14 protein-coding genes are annotated in these 15,930 nt (G+C 44.6%); 6 read left to right on the top strand and 8 right to left on the bottom strand.

Annotation, left to right across the window (positions count from 1 at the left end):
- The first annotated feature begins 5 nt into the window (after nucleotides 1-5).
- A complete protein-coding gene (locus tag ACZ5V1_RS01795; RefSeq protein ID WP_464390328.1) occupies nucleotides 6-1,238 on the top strand; it encodes an L-serine ammonia-lyase in 1,233 nt (410 codons plus the stop codon).
- Between the two features lie 808 nt (nucleotides 1,239-2,046).
- Here the strand turns inward: ACZ5V1_RS01795 and ACZ5V1_RS01790 are convergent.
- Together ACZ5V1_RS01790 and ACZ5V1_RS01785 are read right to left on the bottom strand one after the other, a co-directional pair.
- Entirely contained in the window at nucleotides 2,047-2,730 is a 684-nt protein-coding gene (locus ACZ5V1_RS01790; RefSeq protein ID WP_464390327.1) for a carbonic anhydrase, read from the bottom strand.
- Nucleotides 2,731-3,027: 297 nt separating this feature from the next.
- Nucleotides 3,028-5,367, bottom strand: coding sequence for an LPS-assembly protein LptD (locus ACZ5V1_RS01785; protein WP_464390326.1), 2,340 nt, complete (start codon nucleotides 5,365-5,367; stop codon nucleotides 3,028-3,030).
- 392 nt (nucleotides 5,368-5,759) lie between these two features.
- On the opposite strand from ACZ5V1_RS01785, the gene rpsF reads away from it, so the two are divergent.
- The 5 genes from rpsF to ACZ5V1_RS01760 all read left to right on the top strand — a co-directional run bounded on the left by rpsF (nucleotide 5,760) and on the right by ACZ5V1_RS01760 (nucleotide 9,310).
- Nucleotides 5,760-6,053, top strand: a complete 294-nt coding sequence (gene rpsF / locus ACZ5V1_RS01780) for a 30S ribosomal protein S6 (RefSeq protein WP_464390325.1) — start codon at nucleotides 5,760-5,762, stop codon at nucleotides 6,051-6,053.
- A 1-nt stretch (nucleotide 6,054) separates the two neighbouring features.
- Nucleotides 6,055-6,318, top strand: a complete 264-nt coding sequence (rpsR, locus tag ACZ5V1_RS01775; protein ID WP_160714018.1) for a 30S ribosomal protein S18 — start codon at nucleotides 6,055-6,057, stop codon at nucleotides 6,316-6,318.
- A 10-nt stretch (nucleotides 6,319-6,328) separates the two neighbouring features.
- Entirely contained in the window at nucleotides 6,329-6,853 is a 525-nt protein-coding gene (gene rplI, locus ACZ5V1_RS01770) for a 50S ribosomal protein L9 (RefSeq protein ID WP_464390324.1), read from the top strand.
- Nucleotides 6,819-8,303 carry a replicative DNA helicase gene (dnaB, locus tag ACZ5V1_RS01765; RefSeq protein ID WP_464390323.1) on the top strand — a complete coding sequence of 495 codons (1,485 nt, stop codon included), beginning with the start codon at nucleotides 6,819-6,821 and terminating at the stop codon, nucleotides 8,301-8,303. Before rplI ends, dnaB begins: the two co-directional genes overlap by 35 nt.
- 554 nt (nucleotides 8,304-8,857) lie before the next feature.
- Nucleotides 8,858-9,310, top strand: a complete 453-nt coding sequence (locus ACZ5V1_RS01760; RefSeq protein ID WP_464390322.1) for a hypothetical protein — start codon at nucleotides 8,858-8,860, stop codon at nucleotides 9,308-9,310.
- 346 nt (nucleotides 9,311-9,656) lie between these two features.
- Here the strand turns inward: ACZ5V1_RS01760 and ACZ5V1_RS01755 are convergent, their stop codons facing one another.
- The 6 genes from ACZ5V1_RS01755 to ACZ5V1_RS01730 form a co-directional block, all read right to left on the bottom strand.
- Nucleotides 9,657-9,962 (bottom strand): YciI family protein, encoded by a 306-nt coding sequence (locus tag ACZ5V1_RS01755; RefSeq protein ID WP_464390321.1) that lies wholly within the window; start codon nucleotides 9,960-9,962, stop codon nucleotides 9,657-9,659.
- A 204-nt stretch (nucleotides 9,963-10,166) separates the two neighbouring features.
- Nucleotides 10,167-11,300: an NADH:flavin oxidoreductase gene (locus tag ACZ5V1_RS01750; RefSeq protein WP_464390320.1), complete on the bottom strand. Its 1,134-nt coding sequence runs from the start codon at nucleotides 11,298-11,300 to the stop codon at nucleotides 10,167-10,169.
- Between the two features lie 167 nt (nucleotides 11,301-11,467).
- The gene (gene rarD, locus ACZ5V1_RS01745; RefSeq protein WP_464390319.1) at nucleotides 11,468-12,376 is read right to left on the bottom strand and encodes an EamA family transporter RarD; all 909 of its coding nucleotides are present in this window, start codon (nucleotides 12,374-12,376) and stop codon (nucleotides 11,468-11,470) included.
- A gap of 79 nt (nucleotides 12,377-12,455) precedes the next feature.
- On the bottom strand, nucleotides 12,456-13,007 hold the full coding sequence (locus ACZ5V1_RS01740) for a hypothetical protein (RefSeq protein ID WP_464390318.1): 552 nt from the start codon (nucleotides 13,005-13,007) through the stop codon (nucleotides 12,456-12,458).
- 162 nt (nucleotides 13,008-13,169) lie between these two features.
- Nucleotides 13,170-14,285, bottom strand: coding sequence for a hypothetical protein (locus ACZ5V1_RS01735; RefSeq protein WP_464390317.1), 1,116 nt, complete (start codon nucleotides 14,283-14,285; stop codon nucleotides 13,170-13,172).
- Between the two features lie 680 nt (nucleotides 14,286-14,965).
- Nucleotides 14,966-15,823, bottom strand: coding sequence for a hypothetical protein (locus tag ACZ5V1_RS01730; RefSeq protein WP_464390316.1), 858 nt, complete (start codon nucleotides 15,821-15,823; stop codon nucleotides 14,966-14,968).
- Between the last annotated feature and the right edge of the window lie 107 nt (nucleotides 15,824-15,930).

The raw sequence follows: 15,930 nt of genomic DNA, 5'->3' as shown, positions 1-15,930 counted from the left end.
TCCTTATGCAGAGCATCAAAGAATTATATCGTATCGGCCTTGGCCCTTCCTCTTCACACACAATGGGACCTAAGTTCGCCGCAGAACGCTTTTTAGCCGCTCATCCACACGCAGCCAGCTACAGAGTACATTTGTTTGAAAGCATGGGTGCCACAGGCAAAGGCCATCTTACAGACTGGGCCATCCTGCAAGTTCTCGGTGAAGAACGTACCGAAATAGTATGGCGCCCAGAGGACAAACTTCCTGACCATCCGAACGGAATGATTTTTGAGGCTCTGGATGCTGATGGAAACATAACCGCCGACTACACTGTCTACTCAGTAGGTGGTGGTGCGTTATGCGAACCGGGCTCTGAAGGCGAAACCGCTCCACCAGTCTACGATCTCACCGACATGGCTTCCATCATGGAGCACTGCTCCGATGCTGGCCTTACCTACTGGGAATACGTGGAGAACTGTGAAGGAAAGGAAATCTGGGACTTCCTCAAAGAGATTTGGGAAGTAATGTCCACTTCTATTGAGAATGGACTCTCCAATCAGGGAGTACTTCCGGGTTCTATCGGCTTACGTCGTCAGGCTTGGAACTACCTCAAGAAAAGTAAACTTGCCGGAAGCGTATTACAGCAGACAGGTCTTGTGACAGCATATGCCTTAGCAGTTTCAGAAGAAAATGCTGGTGGCGGAACCATTGTTACAGCACCGACGTGCGGATCATGCGGTATTGTCCCTGCCGTCTTGCGGTATCTTAAAGAACATCATGACTCCACGGAAAAAGACATTCTACGCGCTCTTGCCACTGCCGGACTCTTCGGTAATGTCATCAAGCACAACGGTTCTATTTCCGGTGCAGAGGTCGGCTGTCAGGGCGAAGTTGGTTCTGCATGTTCCATGGCCGCTGCAGCTGCTACCCAGCTGTTAGGCGGTTCCATCAAGCAAATTGAATATGCCGCAGAAATGGGTCTTGAGCATCACTTAGGACTCACCTGCGACCCTGTTGACGGACTAGTACAGATTCCCTGCATTGAACGCAATGCCTGTGCTGCAACCCGTGCACTTTCTCTCGCGGAGATGACACTCTTCTCAGACGGCTCCCATCATATTCCATTTGATGAAGTCGTGGCTGTCATGACCAAAACCGGTCATGACCTCCCGAGTCTCTACCGTGAAACCTCTACCGGCGGGCTTGCTGTTGCCTATGCTGACAGAAAATCCTGTCGTGGCTGCAAAGGCTGCGACTAATAAAAGATACACTTCTTAGGGTAGCCTAAGACATATAGAGCACGCAAAGGCGCCATCGGGATCATCCGCCCGTTGGCGCTTTTGCACGTGAATTGGATATGATGAAGGAAGATGGCATTGTCTTAAACAGACAGCGAAGAAAATGACAGGAATGACAAACTTGGAAATTACTCAGAAAAAGCACTTCTAAAAGCCGCCATGAAAGTCCATAAAACACGAATGAGACCGGTGATGGTTCACCGGTCTCCCCCATTGGCTCACTCTACGTTGCGAGAAGAGTTAGCTTTCAGCCCCTTGCATGGGCATGATTTGGTATTAATACAAGTCTGCTGAACTTGTACTAACTATCATTCGTGCAGCCTGTAGCTGTTTGTTTCTAACGTCCGTTACTGCTGAGAACTAATCAGCCACGTCGTATTCAGGTCCCACCACATAGAAAGGACAAACAACTAAAGGCAACAAATTTGTCTAAAGAATAGCGCAGAAATAAAACAAAATTCGATTTTTCTTCAAAAATGTCATTTCTGCTGTAAATCTTGTTTAGCCCTATCTTTTCAAAATAGTCAACACCTGCAAATGCACATTCAACACCGATAATGAGTACTTATTAACTTTCAAGCCGCTTACTCAAACTACAACCAATTGACTATTTTAAACTTTTTACTCTCAAACACTCGCCGCGCGCTTTTAACTTTTTTGTAATTTATTTTATAACAAACAAGAAAAGCCCACTGTAACTAGTGGGCTTTTCATTTTTTTCATGGCAACTAACCGGCATAACCACTCGTAAAACAAGCGGTGATATTAGCTACTTCACATTATTCTTTAGTTCAAACAAAACACCGGCGAAAACGTCGGATACATTCTTTTCATCAAGCCAGCGCACATCGCCGGTATGCAAGTCATACACACCACCAGCAATCTTAACATCGCCATTAGCGTATTTATCGCGAATAAGCTTACTCTGCATAAACAAGTCATGCAGCCCCTGCCAAATGTTCTGTTCAACAGAAGCATCAAGGACACTCTGTCCTTTCAGTTCAGTTTCTCTATTAAGAACATTAACAACAGCAGGTTTAATTCTTGCGAGAATCGCATTAATGCTTGGAGTAAGCTCGGCTTTATCGCCAGCCAACTTATCAATAGTCGCTTGTACAGCACCACATTGCGTATGCCCAAGAATGACAAGTAATGGAGTTTCTACAACCCCAACACCGTATTCTACTGATCCTGTTTGATCGACGCCGATTACGTTACCGGCAGCACGGACAACAAAAGTATCCATTATACCGACATCGAATATACGTTCGACAGGCACACGGGAATCAGAACAAGCTACCACAGTCGCAATCGCATGGAAGTTCTGATCGAGCTCCTTAGCCATAATTGTATGCTCATAGCTCGAGCGCGGGTGTGCCGATTCGTTAGAAACGAATCGCTTATTCCCCTCTTGCAAGGCCTTGAGCGCGCTTTCTGGAGTTCTATCGCGCATATTCGCCCTCGCTTCATTTATTGTGAAACACATCATACAACAAATTGCCAATGTATAGCACAGTACTTTTTGCATACGATCCTCTTGTTATTGCGGTAGGATATTAAAAAGTTTCCCAACCCTCATTGGGGAACAAAATCTCTACTCAACGCAAGTTTCAGTATGCAAAAGTTCGTAGTGATACCCTTATGATTAACAGTAGGCAACCACCAAATACTAATCTGGCTAATTTGTTGTATGCCTTTAGACACAAAAAAAGCGTCCTTCGTTTGAAGGACGCTTTACTAAGTTCAAATCTTAGAAAGTGAGTCCCGGTAATTCAAGGTACATTTTGTAACTGTCGTCAAGCGGCGTAAACTTTGCCTTGAAGATCAACCTAAAGCATTGGTGATTATAAATCAAAGAATAACTTTGCTCATATGTCTCATTATTCTCAAAATCATATTCATAGTACGCAACAAAATTGAAAGGATTAAAATAGTTTACAGCCAGAGTGTTTTTCCAAACATTAAGATCTTCTAAATCTGTTCCGGCAAAATCTTTGTTTGTTTCAAGATTATTTCTAAAATCAACGCCGGTTGAAACTTCGCCATAGTCAGGCGCAGTCAATGTCAGTGTATGATCATGACGATTCAACTGATTATCGTAGTATGAATAGAATGTTCGGGAGGAAAATGTAACATAGCGCCAAGGGTAAAAGCGAAGCTCTGCTTCTAAGTCATTCCAAGGACGGCGTTCATATTTTGAATCGTAAATAAGGATTTCTTCATCACGCTTTGCTTCTTCAAAGTCATAAGATTGAAGCAGGCGGAACCATAACAGTTCATCAAAAGAAGTTGATACAGAAGGATCAAGACCCTTCTCTTCGTTTCCGGATACAATAGCGGCTCGTTTTCTCGTAATGAGGTTTACGAGCGAAACGATGAGCTCTTCTTCATTACCAAGTCTATCTACGAAATCATACATAGGGGTATCACTCAAGTTGCTACCAGAAACATGTCGGTACTCAAAGCGAGGCTGAATAGCGTGCTTAAGGCCAATAATTTCTGATTTGCCTGCATTTTCCTGAGTAATAGCCAAAGTACGATCATAGCTATAAACTCGAGCAAGCTCTGTGTAACCAGTGACGCCATATTTCATAAGAGTACGGTTAGTCCTACTATCATCACCGTTGGCACTTGGTAGAGGATCACGCTCTCCGGTATTATACCAAAGCTGCTGCATTCCGACTTCAGGAGTAATTGTACCGTAGGAAGTAACAATTGGCAGACCAATCATCGGCATAACATCAATACGGTTACCGTCAGTACCCTCTTCGCGGGCAAACTGTACGGACTGAAAATCTGCAGTTAATGTAAGCGGCACCGCTTCTAAGCCAGGCACTCTGTTTTTAAAGAGATATGTATCGAATTCTGGTAAACGCTGAAGAGTAGTGTCAGTAGAATAGTTGTCATTACCATGCCCTAATGCGGAGTTCTGGTTGTATTCACCAAGCAACGCTGCACCAAAACGGTTCCAGTCACGAGTAAACAACAATCTACTTGTACGAATTGGGTCACTAATATCGTTCAACGAACGACCGAAACGGTCTTCCAATTCGCTTTGGGAATCATCAAACCCAGCGGTTGTTCTGTTAAACTCTCTGAGCATGTCCTGATCAGACGCAACATCGATGTCTGCTTTGAATTTCCATCGTGGATCAGCAAATTCACCGCCAAACATACCACGAACCCAGTATCGGTTCTCATTGGTACGCAACAGGCCATCATACCCGAAGTCACTTGCATCAGCAGCATCATCAACTGTTATGGCATCGTTCAGCCAGTCAGCACGCATCCAAACTTGATTCTCTTTGGAAGTACGCGAGCGATATTCAACACCCGGCATAAAGCCACGTTTGCTCATGTACTGTGAATAGACAGTCAGGTCACGTTCTTGATCAATAGCGAGAAAATATGGGAGAGTTGCCCAGGTGCCTAACAGATTTGTGGTACCGAATTCTGGACGAAGAAATCCGGATTCACGACGGGTTTTTACAGGGAGAACAAAATACGGAATACCAAAGACTGGATAGTCGCGAATCTGAACATCCGCGCCTTTAATGACAGCGTACCCTTCTAATTCAAGTGTAGCTTCTGATGTATCTAATGACCATGCTGGCTTGTCGCCATCACAGATAGTAATTGTAGCATTATTAAAGGTGTACGAGTCACCCAGGTTTTTCTTAATTTTTTCACCGGTAAAATAAACGTGAGGTCCTTGCATGAAGACCTTACCGTTTTTCATCCAGCCAACTTTCTTACCTAAATCAAATTCGGCTGTCTCGGCAGTCAAATTATCATTATTCATAAAAATCTTAACATTACCGGATAAATATACCCAGTTTGTAGCGGCATAGTATCTAGCAAAGTCGGCCTTAAGGTAATCATTACCTTGTTTAAGAACGACATCCCCTTCGGCTTCGACGACTTCTGCGTCATTCAGCGTTGATACCTTCTGTGCGGACAACTGCCATTCGACAGCTTCCTGATCTTCATTGGTCGCGGTTAGTGTTGCACTCTCCCCGACTGTAACAGTTAATATAGTAAAGGCACATAAAAAAAGGACAACAACTGCTCTGCGAAGCGATACTAACATACATTTTTCCCAGCGATTTCAGATAGAAAACCAAATCTATTACCCACTATCAAGGTAACCACGTACAACAGCGTCAAAGCTATACCACAGCTTAACAAGCAGGGAAAGCATATAAAGCATGCGCTATAACCAGAAAAGGCCTGCACAGCAAGGCTCACCAAGCTTTCATACAGACTTGGTCAGTTTCTAAAGCTGTACGCAATTCTCTGCTTAGAGTTTTTTTCTGTTTTGATGTACTTTCTCATGCTCATAAGGTGACAAATTTATAGCCATCTGCTATCTTCGCGATCACAGAATTGGGTTGACAGAATTCACCCTCTGCTTTATTAACCCTCGTTCTGCCTTGCTCCCCTATTGTAGAGGGCGGGCCAACAGTCCATAAGGAGATTGGAATGAGAAAATTCGAAACACTTTTGCTGCTCTCCCCTGAGTTAGCAAGTGATGCTCGCGAAGCTTTGCTGAGCACTATTACTGGTGTTATCGAGCGCGTTGAAGGCAACGTACTCGAAGCTGACCACTGGGGCATGCGTGACCTCGCATACCCAGTGCAGAAATTTATGCGCGGCTACTACGTTCGTCTTGAGTTTGAAGCTCCTGGCACCGCTGTTGCCGAACTTGAGCGTATCATCCGTATTACAGATGGTATCTTCAAGTACGTAACTGTTAAGCTTGAGGAGGCAAAATAAGATGGCTTTTAAAAGACGTTTTACTCCACGCCGTAAATTCTGCCGCTTCTGTGCAGATAAAGATCTTCCGTTGAACTACAAGCGCGCGGACATCCTCCGCGACTTTATCACCGAACGTGGTAAAATTATCGCTCGTCGTATCACCGGCACATGTGCTTTCCACCAGCGTGCTCTCACCCGTGAGATCAAACGCTCCCGTCAGATGGCACTTCTCGTGTTTACGTCCACTCACGCTAGTGACGTGAAAAAGAAAAGTACTTTATAGGAGATTTGTAATGAAACTTATTCTCCGCGCTGACGTAGAGAACCTTGGCGTTCTCGGCGATATTGTAGAAGTTAAAGCTGGCTACGGTCGTAACTACCTCGTACCTCAGGGTCTTGCTATGGTTGCTACTGCATCTAACATGAAAGTTTTTGAGCTCGATCGCAAAAAACTTACAGACCAGATGGAAAAAGTTCGTGGCGCAGCTCAGTCTCTGGCAGAAAAACTGGAAGCAGCTGAAGTTATCATCGAAGTTCGTGTTGGTGAAAACGACAAGCTTTACGGTTCCGTTACCGCAAGCAACATCGCTGATGCTCTTGCAGTACTCGATCTCGAAGTAGATCGTCGCCGCATCCTTCTTGATGCTCCAATCCGCGTTCTCGGCGATTACACTATCCGTGTACGTCTCCACGCTGGCGTTGTTGCTGATGTTAAGGTTACAGTTAAAGCTGAAGGCCGTTTCATCGAAGAAGAAGCTCCAGTTGAAGCTCCTGTAGAAGAAAATGATGCAGAATCCTCCCTGGAATCCGCAGAATAGTTCGCAGAACAGCTTTCATACCGAAACCTTCGCCCAACCGGGCGAAGGTTCGGTTTCCGATGCGTTTGAAAATGTATCGGATGAATTGCTGCGCAACGTTCCTCCCCACAGCATCGAAGCCGAACAGGCTGTGCTCGGGGGTATTTTCTTACGTGCGGACGCTCTGAATACCCTCGTAGATATCGTCACCGAAGACGATTTCTATGCCCCTGCCCACAAAATACTCTTTGGCGCCATGATGGAGCTACACAGACAGAGTGTTGCTGTTGACCCCGTAACCGTGGGTCAGTACCTGCGTGACAAAAGCTTGCTCGAACAAGTTGGCGGCGCAGTTTACATTGGCGAACTCGTTAACTCCATCATCAGTGCAGCAAACGCTGAACACTACGCTAAAATTGTTCGTGACAAATCCCTGCAACGCAGCCTTATCGAATCTTGCTCTGATATTATCGGCAAGTGTTACGATCAGGGAACAGAAGTAGATAAACTTCTGGATGAATCCGAACAGTCTATTTTCGCAATTTCTGAAAGAACCTCCGGTCAAACATTTATTGATTCAAAAACACTCATCAACAGAGTGTTCGACCAGCTTTCTATCCGTATCGATAGTAAAGATCTCGTAACTGGTGTTACGACTGGTTTTTATAACCTCGACAAAATGACCGCAGGTTTACAGCCTACTGACCTCATTATTATCGCAGCCCGTCCATCCATGGGTAAGACCGCGTTTACGCTTAACCTTGCAGTTAATGCTGCACTTGAAAGCGATACTCCTGTTGTATTCTATTCCTTGGAAATGGGTATGGATCAGCTCATGGTTCGTATGCTGGCAACCGTTGCCGGCGTTGATATGAACAAACTGAGAACAGGCCGCGGAATCGATAATGACGACTGGGGACGTTTGCACTATGCAGCAGACGTGCTTGGCAAGGCACCAATTTTTATTGATGACAGCCCGTCCCTTTCTACGCTTGACCTTCGTGCTCGTACACGTCGTCTGAAAGCAGATAAGAATATTGGAATGGTTGTTGTCGACTACCTTCAGCTTATGCGTTCAAGTCGTAAGACAGATTCACGAGAACTGGAAATTTCAGATATTTCCCGTAACCTCAAAGCTCTTGCTAAAGAATTGCATATTCCTGTTGTGGCACTTTCACAGCTTAACCGTAAGGTTGAAGAACGTGCAGATAAACGCCCTATGCTTTCTGACCTCCGTGAATCCGGAGCGATTGAACAGGATGCTGACGTTATTATGTTCATCTACCGTGACGCTGTGTACAACAAAAAAGAAGACCGCGCAGACATCCACTCCGCTGAAATCATTATTGGGAAACAGCGTAACGGTTCTGTAGGTACTGCACAGCTCCAGTACAATGGCCAGTTTACACGATTCGAAAACCCTACAGATCTCTACCCTTCTGAAGAAATTCCTGAAGACACAGGTATGTAGCGCTCTAGGATGTTGAAGGTCTCCCCTTCACACACTCAAGAAAAGAAGAAAAAGCCAGTATGTGCAAACATGCTGGCTTTTTCTATATGCACAACAATAAGTAATTACATATAAAAAATTTCGAAATTTCTTCGCCATTAAAATTGCTAAATGCACACACTCAAAAACTCGACTATTTTTCCAATTGCTTTTACTTAGATCAAAAGGAAAGCATCTTTTATTTTTTAACATGCTCGGTTTACCCGCCCAACTCATCAGCAAAATTATCTCGTTATGCAGCACACCATGCGCATACCACCGAGCTGTAACCCAATAAAATCAAATTTATGTTCGCAATAAGAGAACTATACGTAGTGTTGGCCATTACGACCTTCCTATCTTCAGTAGTACTGTTTCGACTTCATAATAGTACGTACTCCACGCAGGGAACCCTGCATTGTGCTATTGGAATATCTGCATGCTGCATCGGTGAATTACTCATCATTTTGAGGGGGTATGTCCCGTTCTATGTCTCGGTTATTGGCGGGAATGGATTGGGACTTTTGGGCTTACTCATGCTCTGGATTGGTATTAGAAAATTTTTCAATCTGTCTGTTAGTTGGCGGATTTATTTATTCGGCCTACTGAACCTACTTACCGCCTCATTCTTTCTTTACTGGTTCTCGATAATTGAATTCAATGTCGCTATCAGAATCGGTGCCTTTAACGCATTAGTGTTACCGTATCATGCTTTCATTGCACACAATGCACTCACCAGCCAAAGCTCCTATCGTGGTGCGCGTGCTTTGGGTCTCCTCAACATACTTGGCTCCATCGTCTGCCTTTTGCGTATAGTTACTTCGCTGGCTGCCCCTCTCTACGAAAGCTTTTTTGCTTCCGGTTTGGGGACTGCAATCTATATAATATGGTTAATGTTCTATGTCATACTTACGGCGGCAAGCATTACTATGCTTGCTATTAATAAAAAACGAAGTCACCACCCACATACGGACGCTCTTATCCTCTAAAAAGCTATAGTTATCGTATCGGTGATGATGAGTTCCTTATCATCATGCAAGGTGCTTCATTTGCAAGCGTTCAATCGCTTGGAGAACGTATTAGAAAGCACATAAAACAGACTCCGTTCGGCAACACTTCCGAACGTAATTACCATATTGTAAGCATTGGCCAATTTTTTCCTGCCTAACGATTCCTGTTGAGAGTCTGTTACTGAACGCCCCGACACAGCTTTGTATTGCGTAAAGGATCATGCCCGAAACAAGGTCAAGCTAACTGACATAGCTATATAATTAATTCATAAAAAAACGCCCCGAATTACTTCGGGGCGTTTTTTTATGATCAATGCAAAAGCTCTTATTGCGTCGGTGCTTCTTCATCTAGAAGCAACGCCAACGGTACAAATGGTCCAAGTGGGATTAATTCAAAATCGATCAATCCTGCCTGTACCATAGGCATTCTATCAATAAGGCTGCGTGCATCTTCCATGGAAGGCGCTTCAAGTACTAAAATGGTACCGGAGCGATCCTGACGGAAATACATTTCACGAACCACATCAGCAAGATACATCTTAACTGTATGGTTCACTTCTTTCATAAACGTGTCTTTAACTTTATCCGGAGTTGCTTCCGGCAGTACTTTATCAATTGCAAGAATCTTCATTTACTTCTCCTTTCTAACACGCTGTAGGACAGCCCCGTTCACTAACGGTCACAGTTTGGTGAGCATTCTGCCAAAGCGCTCATCCTGCAACAGGGCTGTTTTTTACGAAGCCTGACAAGATACACTATCTGTCAACAATTGCGCTACATCGCAAAAAAATCAGCACACAAGGAGTACGAAATTTTCTACCGTACCTCAATATATTTATGAGGATGTACCTGCTGCGGCTGATTCGGCTAGTTTGGATTGTGCAACCGGACAAAAATATCCTTCGTTATTAACAAGCACGCTAAAACATTTATTGCAGCTAATGCATTCTGCTCTTCTTAAATCCCCTGCTGCCCACCGTTTCAGCAAATCAGGCTCTCTCAAAAGAGGTCTGCTCATAGAAACAAAATCGATGAGCCCTTCGGCAAGCAATCCCTCAACAACACTGAAGCTACGGATACCACCCACAAGGATTATCGGCAGCTTAGTGCGCTCTCTAACTACACGCGCAGCCTCTCGATACCATGCTTCTTTTGCCGGAGTATCAAAACGACCTACACGCACAGACGATTTAGATGGACTGTTAGTAAGCAATCCACCGCTAATTTCAACGGCATCCAACCCAATCATTTCAAGTCCTTGAATAACACTTGCGCTGTCTTCCAGCTCAAGACCGCCTTCAACATAATCTTCACAGTTTATTTTTAACGTAACAGGGTAATTATCTCCCACTACACGACGGATAGCTTCATACACACGCACCAGTGGACGCATACGGTTTTCGAAAGAACCGCCATACATATCTGTCCGCTTGTTAATGTGTGGAGAAAGAAACTGGCTTAAACAATAGCCATGCGCTCCATGAATCTGTACACCATCAAACCCTGCCGCTAAAGCCCGTGAAGCAGCCTGCTGAAAGGCATTCACCATGTCATCAATATCGTTTTCTGTCATTTCCAGACAGACTTCACCATCTTTTCGGGCAAAAGGGCTTGGTCCCAATGCAGGCATTCCGGTAATTGCCTGAGCAGCTTGACCACCAGCATGGGCAAGCTGTGCGACGATGACACTTCCACGTTCATGAACTTTTTTCACCATAGAACGCAGACCGCTAATATACTCGTCTGCATAAACAGCAAGCTGACGCTCTCCGGCGCGACCCTGTTCTGCTACAAACATGTGACCGGTAATAATCATGCCTACACCGCCGTCAGCAAGTTCAAGCATTGCATCTTCAAGTGCAGGAGTAACAAAACCTTCTGCAGAGGCCAGTCCTTCCCACGTGGCAGAACGAACCAGCCGGTTCGGCACGGTCACTCCATTAATTGTCATTTTATCGTAAAACATCATGTCATTCCCCAATATTCATTAGTGTACATACAGCCGAGTACCTTACTCTATAGCCGAAGACAGCATATAGAAGCAACAGTTCGGATCATTGATTATAAAAAAGCCGCAGGCACTAATTTATAGTGTCTGCGGCCTCTATACATCAACGTTTTGTCGGAAATGATATGCTACATTTCTTCTGCATGCAGAAGTTTTCGAGAACGCTGTAACCAGCTTTCGCCGGAATATAACGCAATAGCGCTCCAGATAAACATAAATGAAAGCATGTGCCCCATCGTAAATGGTTCATTAAAAAGAAAAACACCCTGCATAAATGCAAGACTTGGAGCAATATATTGAATCAAGCCAAGAGTGGTCAGACGTAATCTGCACGCTGCAAACGCAAACCACATAAGAGGCAAAGATGTGATGATACCTGCACCGACAAGGTACATATCTGTCATACGGTCAACATGCAAAAACGAGGCTGTACCCTGCAATTCAAGGCTGCCTAGATAGATGAGCACAAATGGTATAAGCAGTACGGTTTCAAACATCAGCCCTGCCATAGATTCAACATTCGCAAGCTTTCTGAGCAATCCGTATAGACCGAAAGAAAAAGCCAGCACCATAGAAACCCACGGCAGTTCGCCAACAATTATCAGCTGGACAACTACCCCAGCCACAGCAAGAAATACCGAACAAAGCTGAATAGGACGAATTTTGTCCTTAAAAACAGCCACGCCAAGCATCATGCTTACTAAAGGAGTAACGTAGTACCCAAGGCTTGTCTGAAGAACCATATTATGATTCACAGCCCATATATACAGTCCCCAGTTACCGCCAACAATAAGGCCGCTTAACGTAAGAAGCAGCATTGTTTTTTTCGAAGAAAAAATCGCTTTGAACGTGCTCCATCCGGAACGCAAGGAAAGCATAAGTCCTACAAAAAATAATGACCATAAAATCCTATGGCATAACACTTCAAATGCAGGAACATGTGCTACCTGCTTCCAATAAACGGGTGCCATTCCCCAAAAAACAAATGCGCAGATGGCAGCAATTGCCCCTGCTCTGGTCTGGTCATCTTCGTACACAGTGTTTTCCTTTATGCTGCACGCCAGCAGCCATAAAAAAAGCGGGAGCAACAGCTCCCGCAAAATTTTGTGTTAAATCCTAACCAAAGGATTTTTCAAAAAGTTCAGCGATTGCCCTTTTACCGTTTTCTTCAAGGAAGCGGGTACCGGTTGCTGTAAAATGACGATGAGAAATAGTTGGTGTTTCTACTTCAAGCCATTCATTTTTTTCCCAGCGGAACCAAGCATTCTTAGCCTGTCCGAACACGAACAGAGGCTTATTACAAATCTTAGCAAACTCTGCACCCCAACCAGTGCCACCTTTGACAGTGTTGTCATCCTGAATAACACCTACAACATACACTTCATGTCCGCTGGAAACCTGCCAGCAAATGGACTGAAGTACTCTGCGGAACAATGGTGCAACAGAATAAGAACGACTCATCAAACGGGACACGTAGGTAAGACTCACGTCTTTAAGTGCCAGTTCATCAGCAGTCAGCACGCGTAAGCCTCGGGAACGCTCAAGCTTGTGACCATCAAAGCTGTAGTTAACTTCCTGAAGCCCGTACTTTTCTGCAAGTTCACCGAAGTATGTTTCCGTGCCTCGTGCACCACCGCTATACAGAATATGTTCTGAAGGATTCGCCATTATGAGACCTCTCAGTGTTGGATTAAATAAACTGCGCACCTCACGCTGAAAGAACAGTGAGATACGCTATGCAAAAACAGGTGCTTCGTATTTAGATACCTATCTAAGAGCGTTCTTTTTTACAAGCAATTTCGAATATTGAAGCACACAGAGTAGATACCATCACATCGCCGCAGGCACTGCCATCTGCTGCCGCATATAGCGACTTAACCAATGCAAATCGCCAGTGGTTAATGGAGCAAGGGGAGAGGAAACATTCAACGTTTTAAAAACAGTGCCAGACGCCTGAACAATCTCCACACGCCCTTTTCCTGCTCGTGGAACTGCAATACGAACTGTTTTAACATCTCGCAATTCGAGCATGACTGAGGCGTATTCTTTTCCAAAAATTGAAGCACCAAAACGCACGGTTTCATCATCCCAGACAACAAATCCTTTTCCAGCCAACGAACGAACAAGCCGCCAGAGAATCATGTAAGCGAAAAAGCCACATACAAAAAGTATTATGCCTCCTGCTATCAGGCTTCCTTCTCCTTCAGAAGCTTTCCACACACCATATCCGCCGCCATACAGCAGCCCAGCTGTGGCAAACATCATCAAGCCAATGTACAGACGTCCGGGAGAAAGAGACCATGAGAAGCCCTTTTTGCCATTAATAGAAATTGGTTTAAGAGCTGAATACGGTGGAACCTTTTCCGTAACGTCTCCAGAAACAGGTGGATACTCAGAACGGGCAGTGCGGGAAAATCCCACTCCTGCGTGATCTTCAATTCCAAAGCCCGTCACTTCCGCAATTTTCAATGCTGTTGCGGCAAGGTCAGGCCCCATAACGGATCTATCCAAGGTTTCATAACCGGACGTACGTAGTACCACATCTAAATGAATGGGATATCGTCCGTGGCTGCCTTCCTCAGGCACAAAATCAGACGAGATAAGTTCCCCTTGAGCATTACGGCGTGTAAGCCTGAGCGCGGTAATCATTCCAAAAGGAATGGCATACACATCTGTTTTTCGTCTGCCCAGAAAGTATATACAACTATCAGGCAAACTTATTTCGATAACCCGCTGCTGTCTCCGCAAGATCATTCCAACGGTCATAAATATTAAGCAAAGATATAGCACTGCAAAGCGTACCAGCGTAATGCCATTCATCAATGCTCCAATAAAGCCAAGACAAATTGCACACCCGACGAGTGCACCGACAGCTGTTTGCTGTTCTGCCGATGGTACTAAACGCAAGGTGGACGAGGATTTTCTTTCTACAGTTGTTAGACTCATACCACACTAGTAACCTGTTGCAATACATACAGCAATTACATTATGACCTCTTTATGGCAGAACACCGCACACAGCAAGAGCGGCTCTGCCTAAACAGAACCGCCCCATGTATGTGGTCATACCGCACACGTTGCCCTCAACTGCGCCGGATAAAATTCCGGCTTTCAGCCCCCTGATAAGCTGGCATTCGTCTCGCTACGATACCAAAGTACGGAGAGTACGGAGGCTTTTTCCCCCTCGGAAAAATCACAACTAGATGGAGTGCTACATTTTTATGAACATTGCTTATGAAACATTGCAGGAAAACTCTTTAGCTCGTGTTTTGTTATTTGATACGAATATTCCAACACGAAATTTTTCTGTCACACTTTCAGTAATGCCCTTTTTCTTTTCAACGTTTTTCTATATTCAACTGCATAAAAGAAAAAAGATAGTGTGTTTTTCTTATTATCGCGTAACTAAAATAGTAAATAAGACATATATGCTGTTTTCACCTTTTAGAATAACCAAGAAAACAACTCTACATACATTAAATCCTGCTTATACAACATGTAAAAGCAATCTATTGCAGTCAGATTAATTAATATCACACAAAAAAGCGTTTTTATGAACCATATGGTAACCACATGATTCATAAAAACGCTTTAAATGCTAAATAATAGGCTGGGCTAGTAACTGCTTCAGCGGCTTGAATATATCTCCCGATATACATCCCGCAGTGCTTTTGCCCACAAAGCTAAATCAAACCCTTTCGGGCCACCCATAAAAACAGGTGCTTGACCATATTTGTTTAATTGCGCCGCATACGCCGGAATCAACCATCGCCCTGCTCTGCTGGATGCAACAACATACACCTGTGCCAACTTTCTATACTGCTCTTTAGTGTATGCAGGATCGGGAATTAGCGAGGAGGAATCCGACTCAGCGTCGTCTATATTCGTTCGAATTGGCTGAATAAGGCCGACATGCAAAAAACGCCCTTTTGCTTTTGCACCCGCATCACGAGTTTCAAAATACGTAGAGCGCAACGGCTGGAAGAAATCAATCAGAGTTGTTGAAGCTCCGCCGCGACCAATAAGCACATGCCAACGCCTGCCAAACTGGCGAAGGTCATTAATATGGGTAGAAACATTAATATCTGGAGAAAAGGTTCGCGTTCCAAAATCTGGACCGGCAGAATCATGCAATACAAAAAAGAGAGCTGATTCACCACGAGCGCGGGAAACCCTCAGACCCAAAGCGCCTCCCAATTCCCCTTCACTCAAGCCATGCTCTTCAACATACGCCTCAACAGCTTCGCGGGTAAAATCAAATTCTCGCCCCACAAGCTCATCCAGTGTTGACGGCAAGCCTTCTTCAAGCTTTTCCACAACACCATTAGCGCGAACTGCCGGAGTTAAGCACAATGCCTGTTGAATGGAATCACCACTAAACTGCATTGTTCCACTATCCCAGTAGCATTTCGTAGCAGACAACGCTGCCACGGGCATAAGAATCAAACAGACGCTTATCCATATACTCACCGTACTGTTTTTCATACCTCGATATTCCCGTTCATAATTCAACAGAGGTGACACAATTCCGAATACCATACAGATACAGCTACACACGCTGCGAGAGCGATGTGTAATTTACATACTCTTCA

It is taken from the genome of Halodesulfovibrio oceani subsp. galateae (genome assembly GCF_055397225.1).
The sequence above is the reverse complement of the archived record's forward strand: the minus strand, read 5'-3'. Positions and strand labels throughout refer to the sequence as shown.

Bases quoted from the DNA above. Each gene is read 5' to 3' on its own strand.
- ACZ5V1_RS01795 (WP_464390328.1), top strand. From the start codon at position 6: ATGCAGAGCATCAAAGAATTATATCGTATCGGCCTTGGCCCTTCCTCT.
- ACZ5V1_RS01790 (WP_464390327.1), bottom strand. From the start codon at position 2,730: ATGCGCGATAGAACTCCAGAAAGCGCGCTCAAGGCCTTGCAAGAGGGG.
- ACZ5V1_RS01785 (WP_464390326.1), bottom strand. From the start codon at position 5,367: ATGTTAGTATCGCTTCGCAGAGCAGTTGTTGTCCTTTTTTTATGTGCC.
- rpsF (WP_464390325.1), top strand. From the start codon at position 5,760: ATGAGAAAATTCGAAACACTTTTGCTGCTCTCCCCTGAGTTAGCAAGT.
- rpsR (WP_160714018.1), top strand. From the start codon at position 6,055: ATGGCTTTTAAAAGACGTTTTACTCCACGCCGTAAATTCTGCCGCTTC.
- rplI (WP_464390324.1), top strand. From the start codon at position 6,329: ATGAAACTTATTCTCCGCGCTGACGTAGAGAACCTTGGCGTTCTCGGC.
- dnaB (WP_464390323.1), top strand. From the start codon at position 6,819: ATGATGCAGAATCCTCCCTGGAATCCGCAGAATAGTTCGCAGAACAGC.
- ACZ5V1_RS01760 (WP_464390322.1), top strand. From the start codon at position 8,858: ATGCTCTGGATTGGTATTAGAAAATTTTTCAATCTGTCTGTTAGTTGG.
- ACZ5V1_RS01755 (WP_464390321.1), bottom strand. From the start codon at position 9,962: ATGAAGATTCTTGCAATTGATAAAGTACTGCCGGAAGCAACTCCGGAT.
- ACZ5V1_RS01750 (WP_464390320.1), bottom strand. From the start codon at position 11,300: ATGATGTTTTACGATAAAATGACAATTAATGGAGTGACCGTGCCGAAC.
- ACZ5V1_RS01740 (WP_464390318.1), bottom strand. From the start codon at position 13,007: ATGGCGAATCCTTCAGAACATATTCTGTATAGCGGTGGTGCACGAGGC.
- ACZ5V1_RS01735 (WP_464390317.1), bottom strand. From the start codon at position 14,285: ATGAGTCTAACAACTGTAGAAAGAAAATCCTCGTCCACCTTGCGTTTA.
- ACZ5V1_RS01730 (WP_464390316.1), bottom strand. From the start codon at position 15,823: ATGAAAAACAGTACGGTGAGTATATGGATAAGCGTCTGTTTGATTCTT.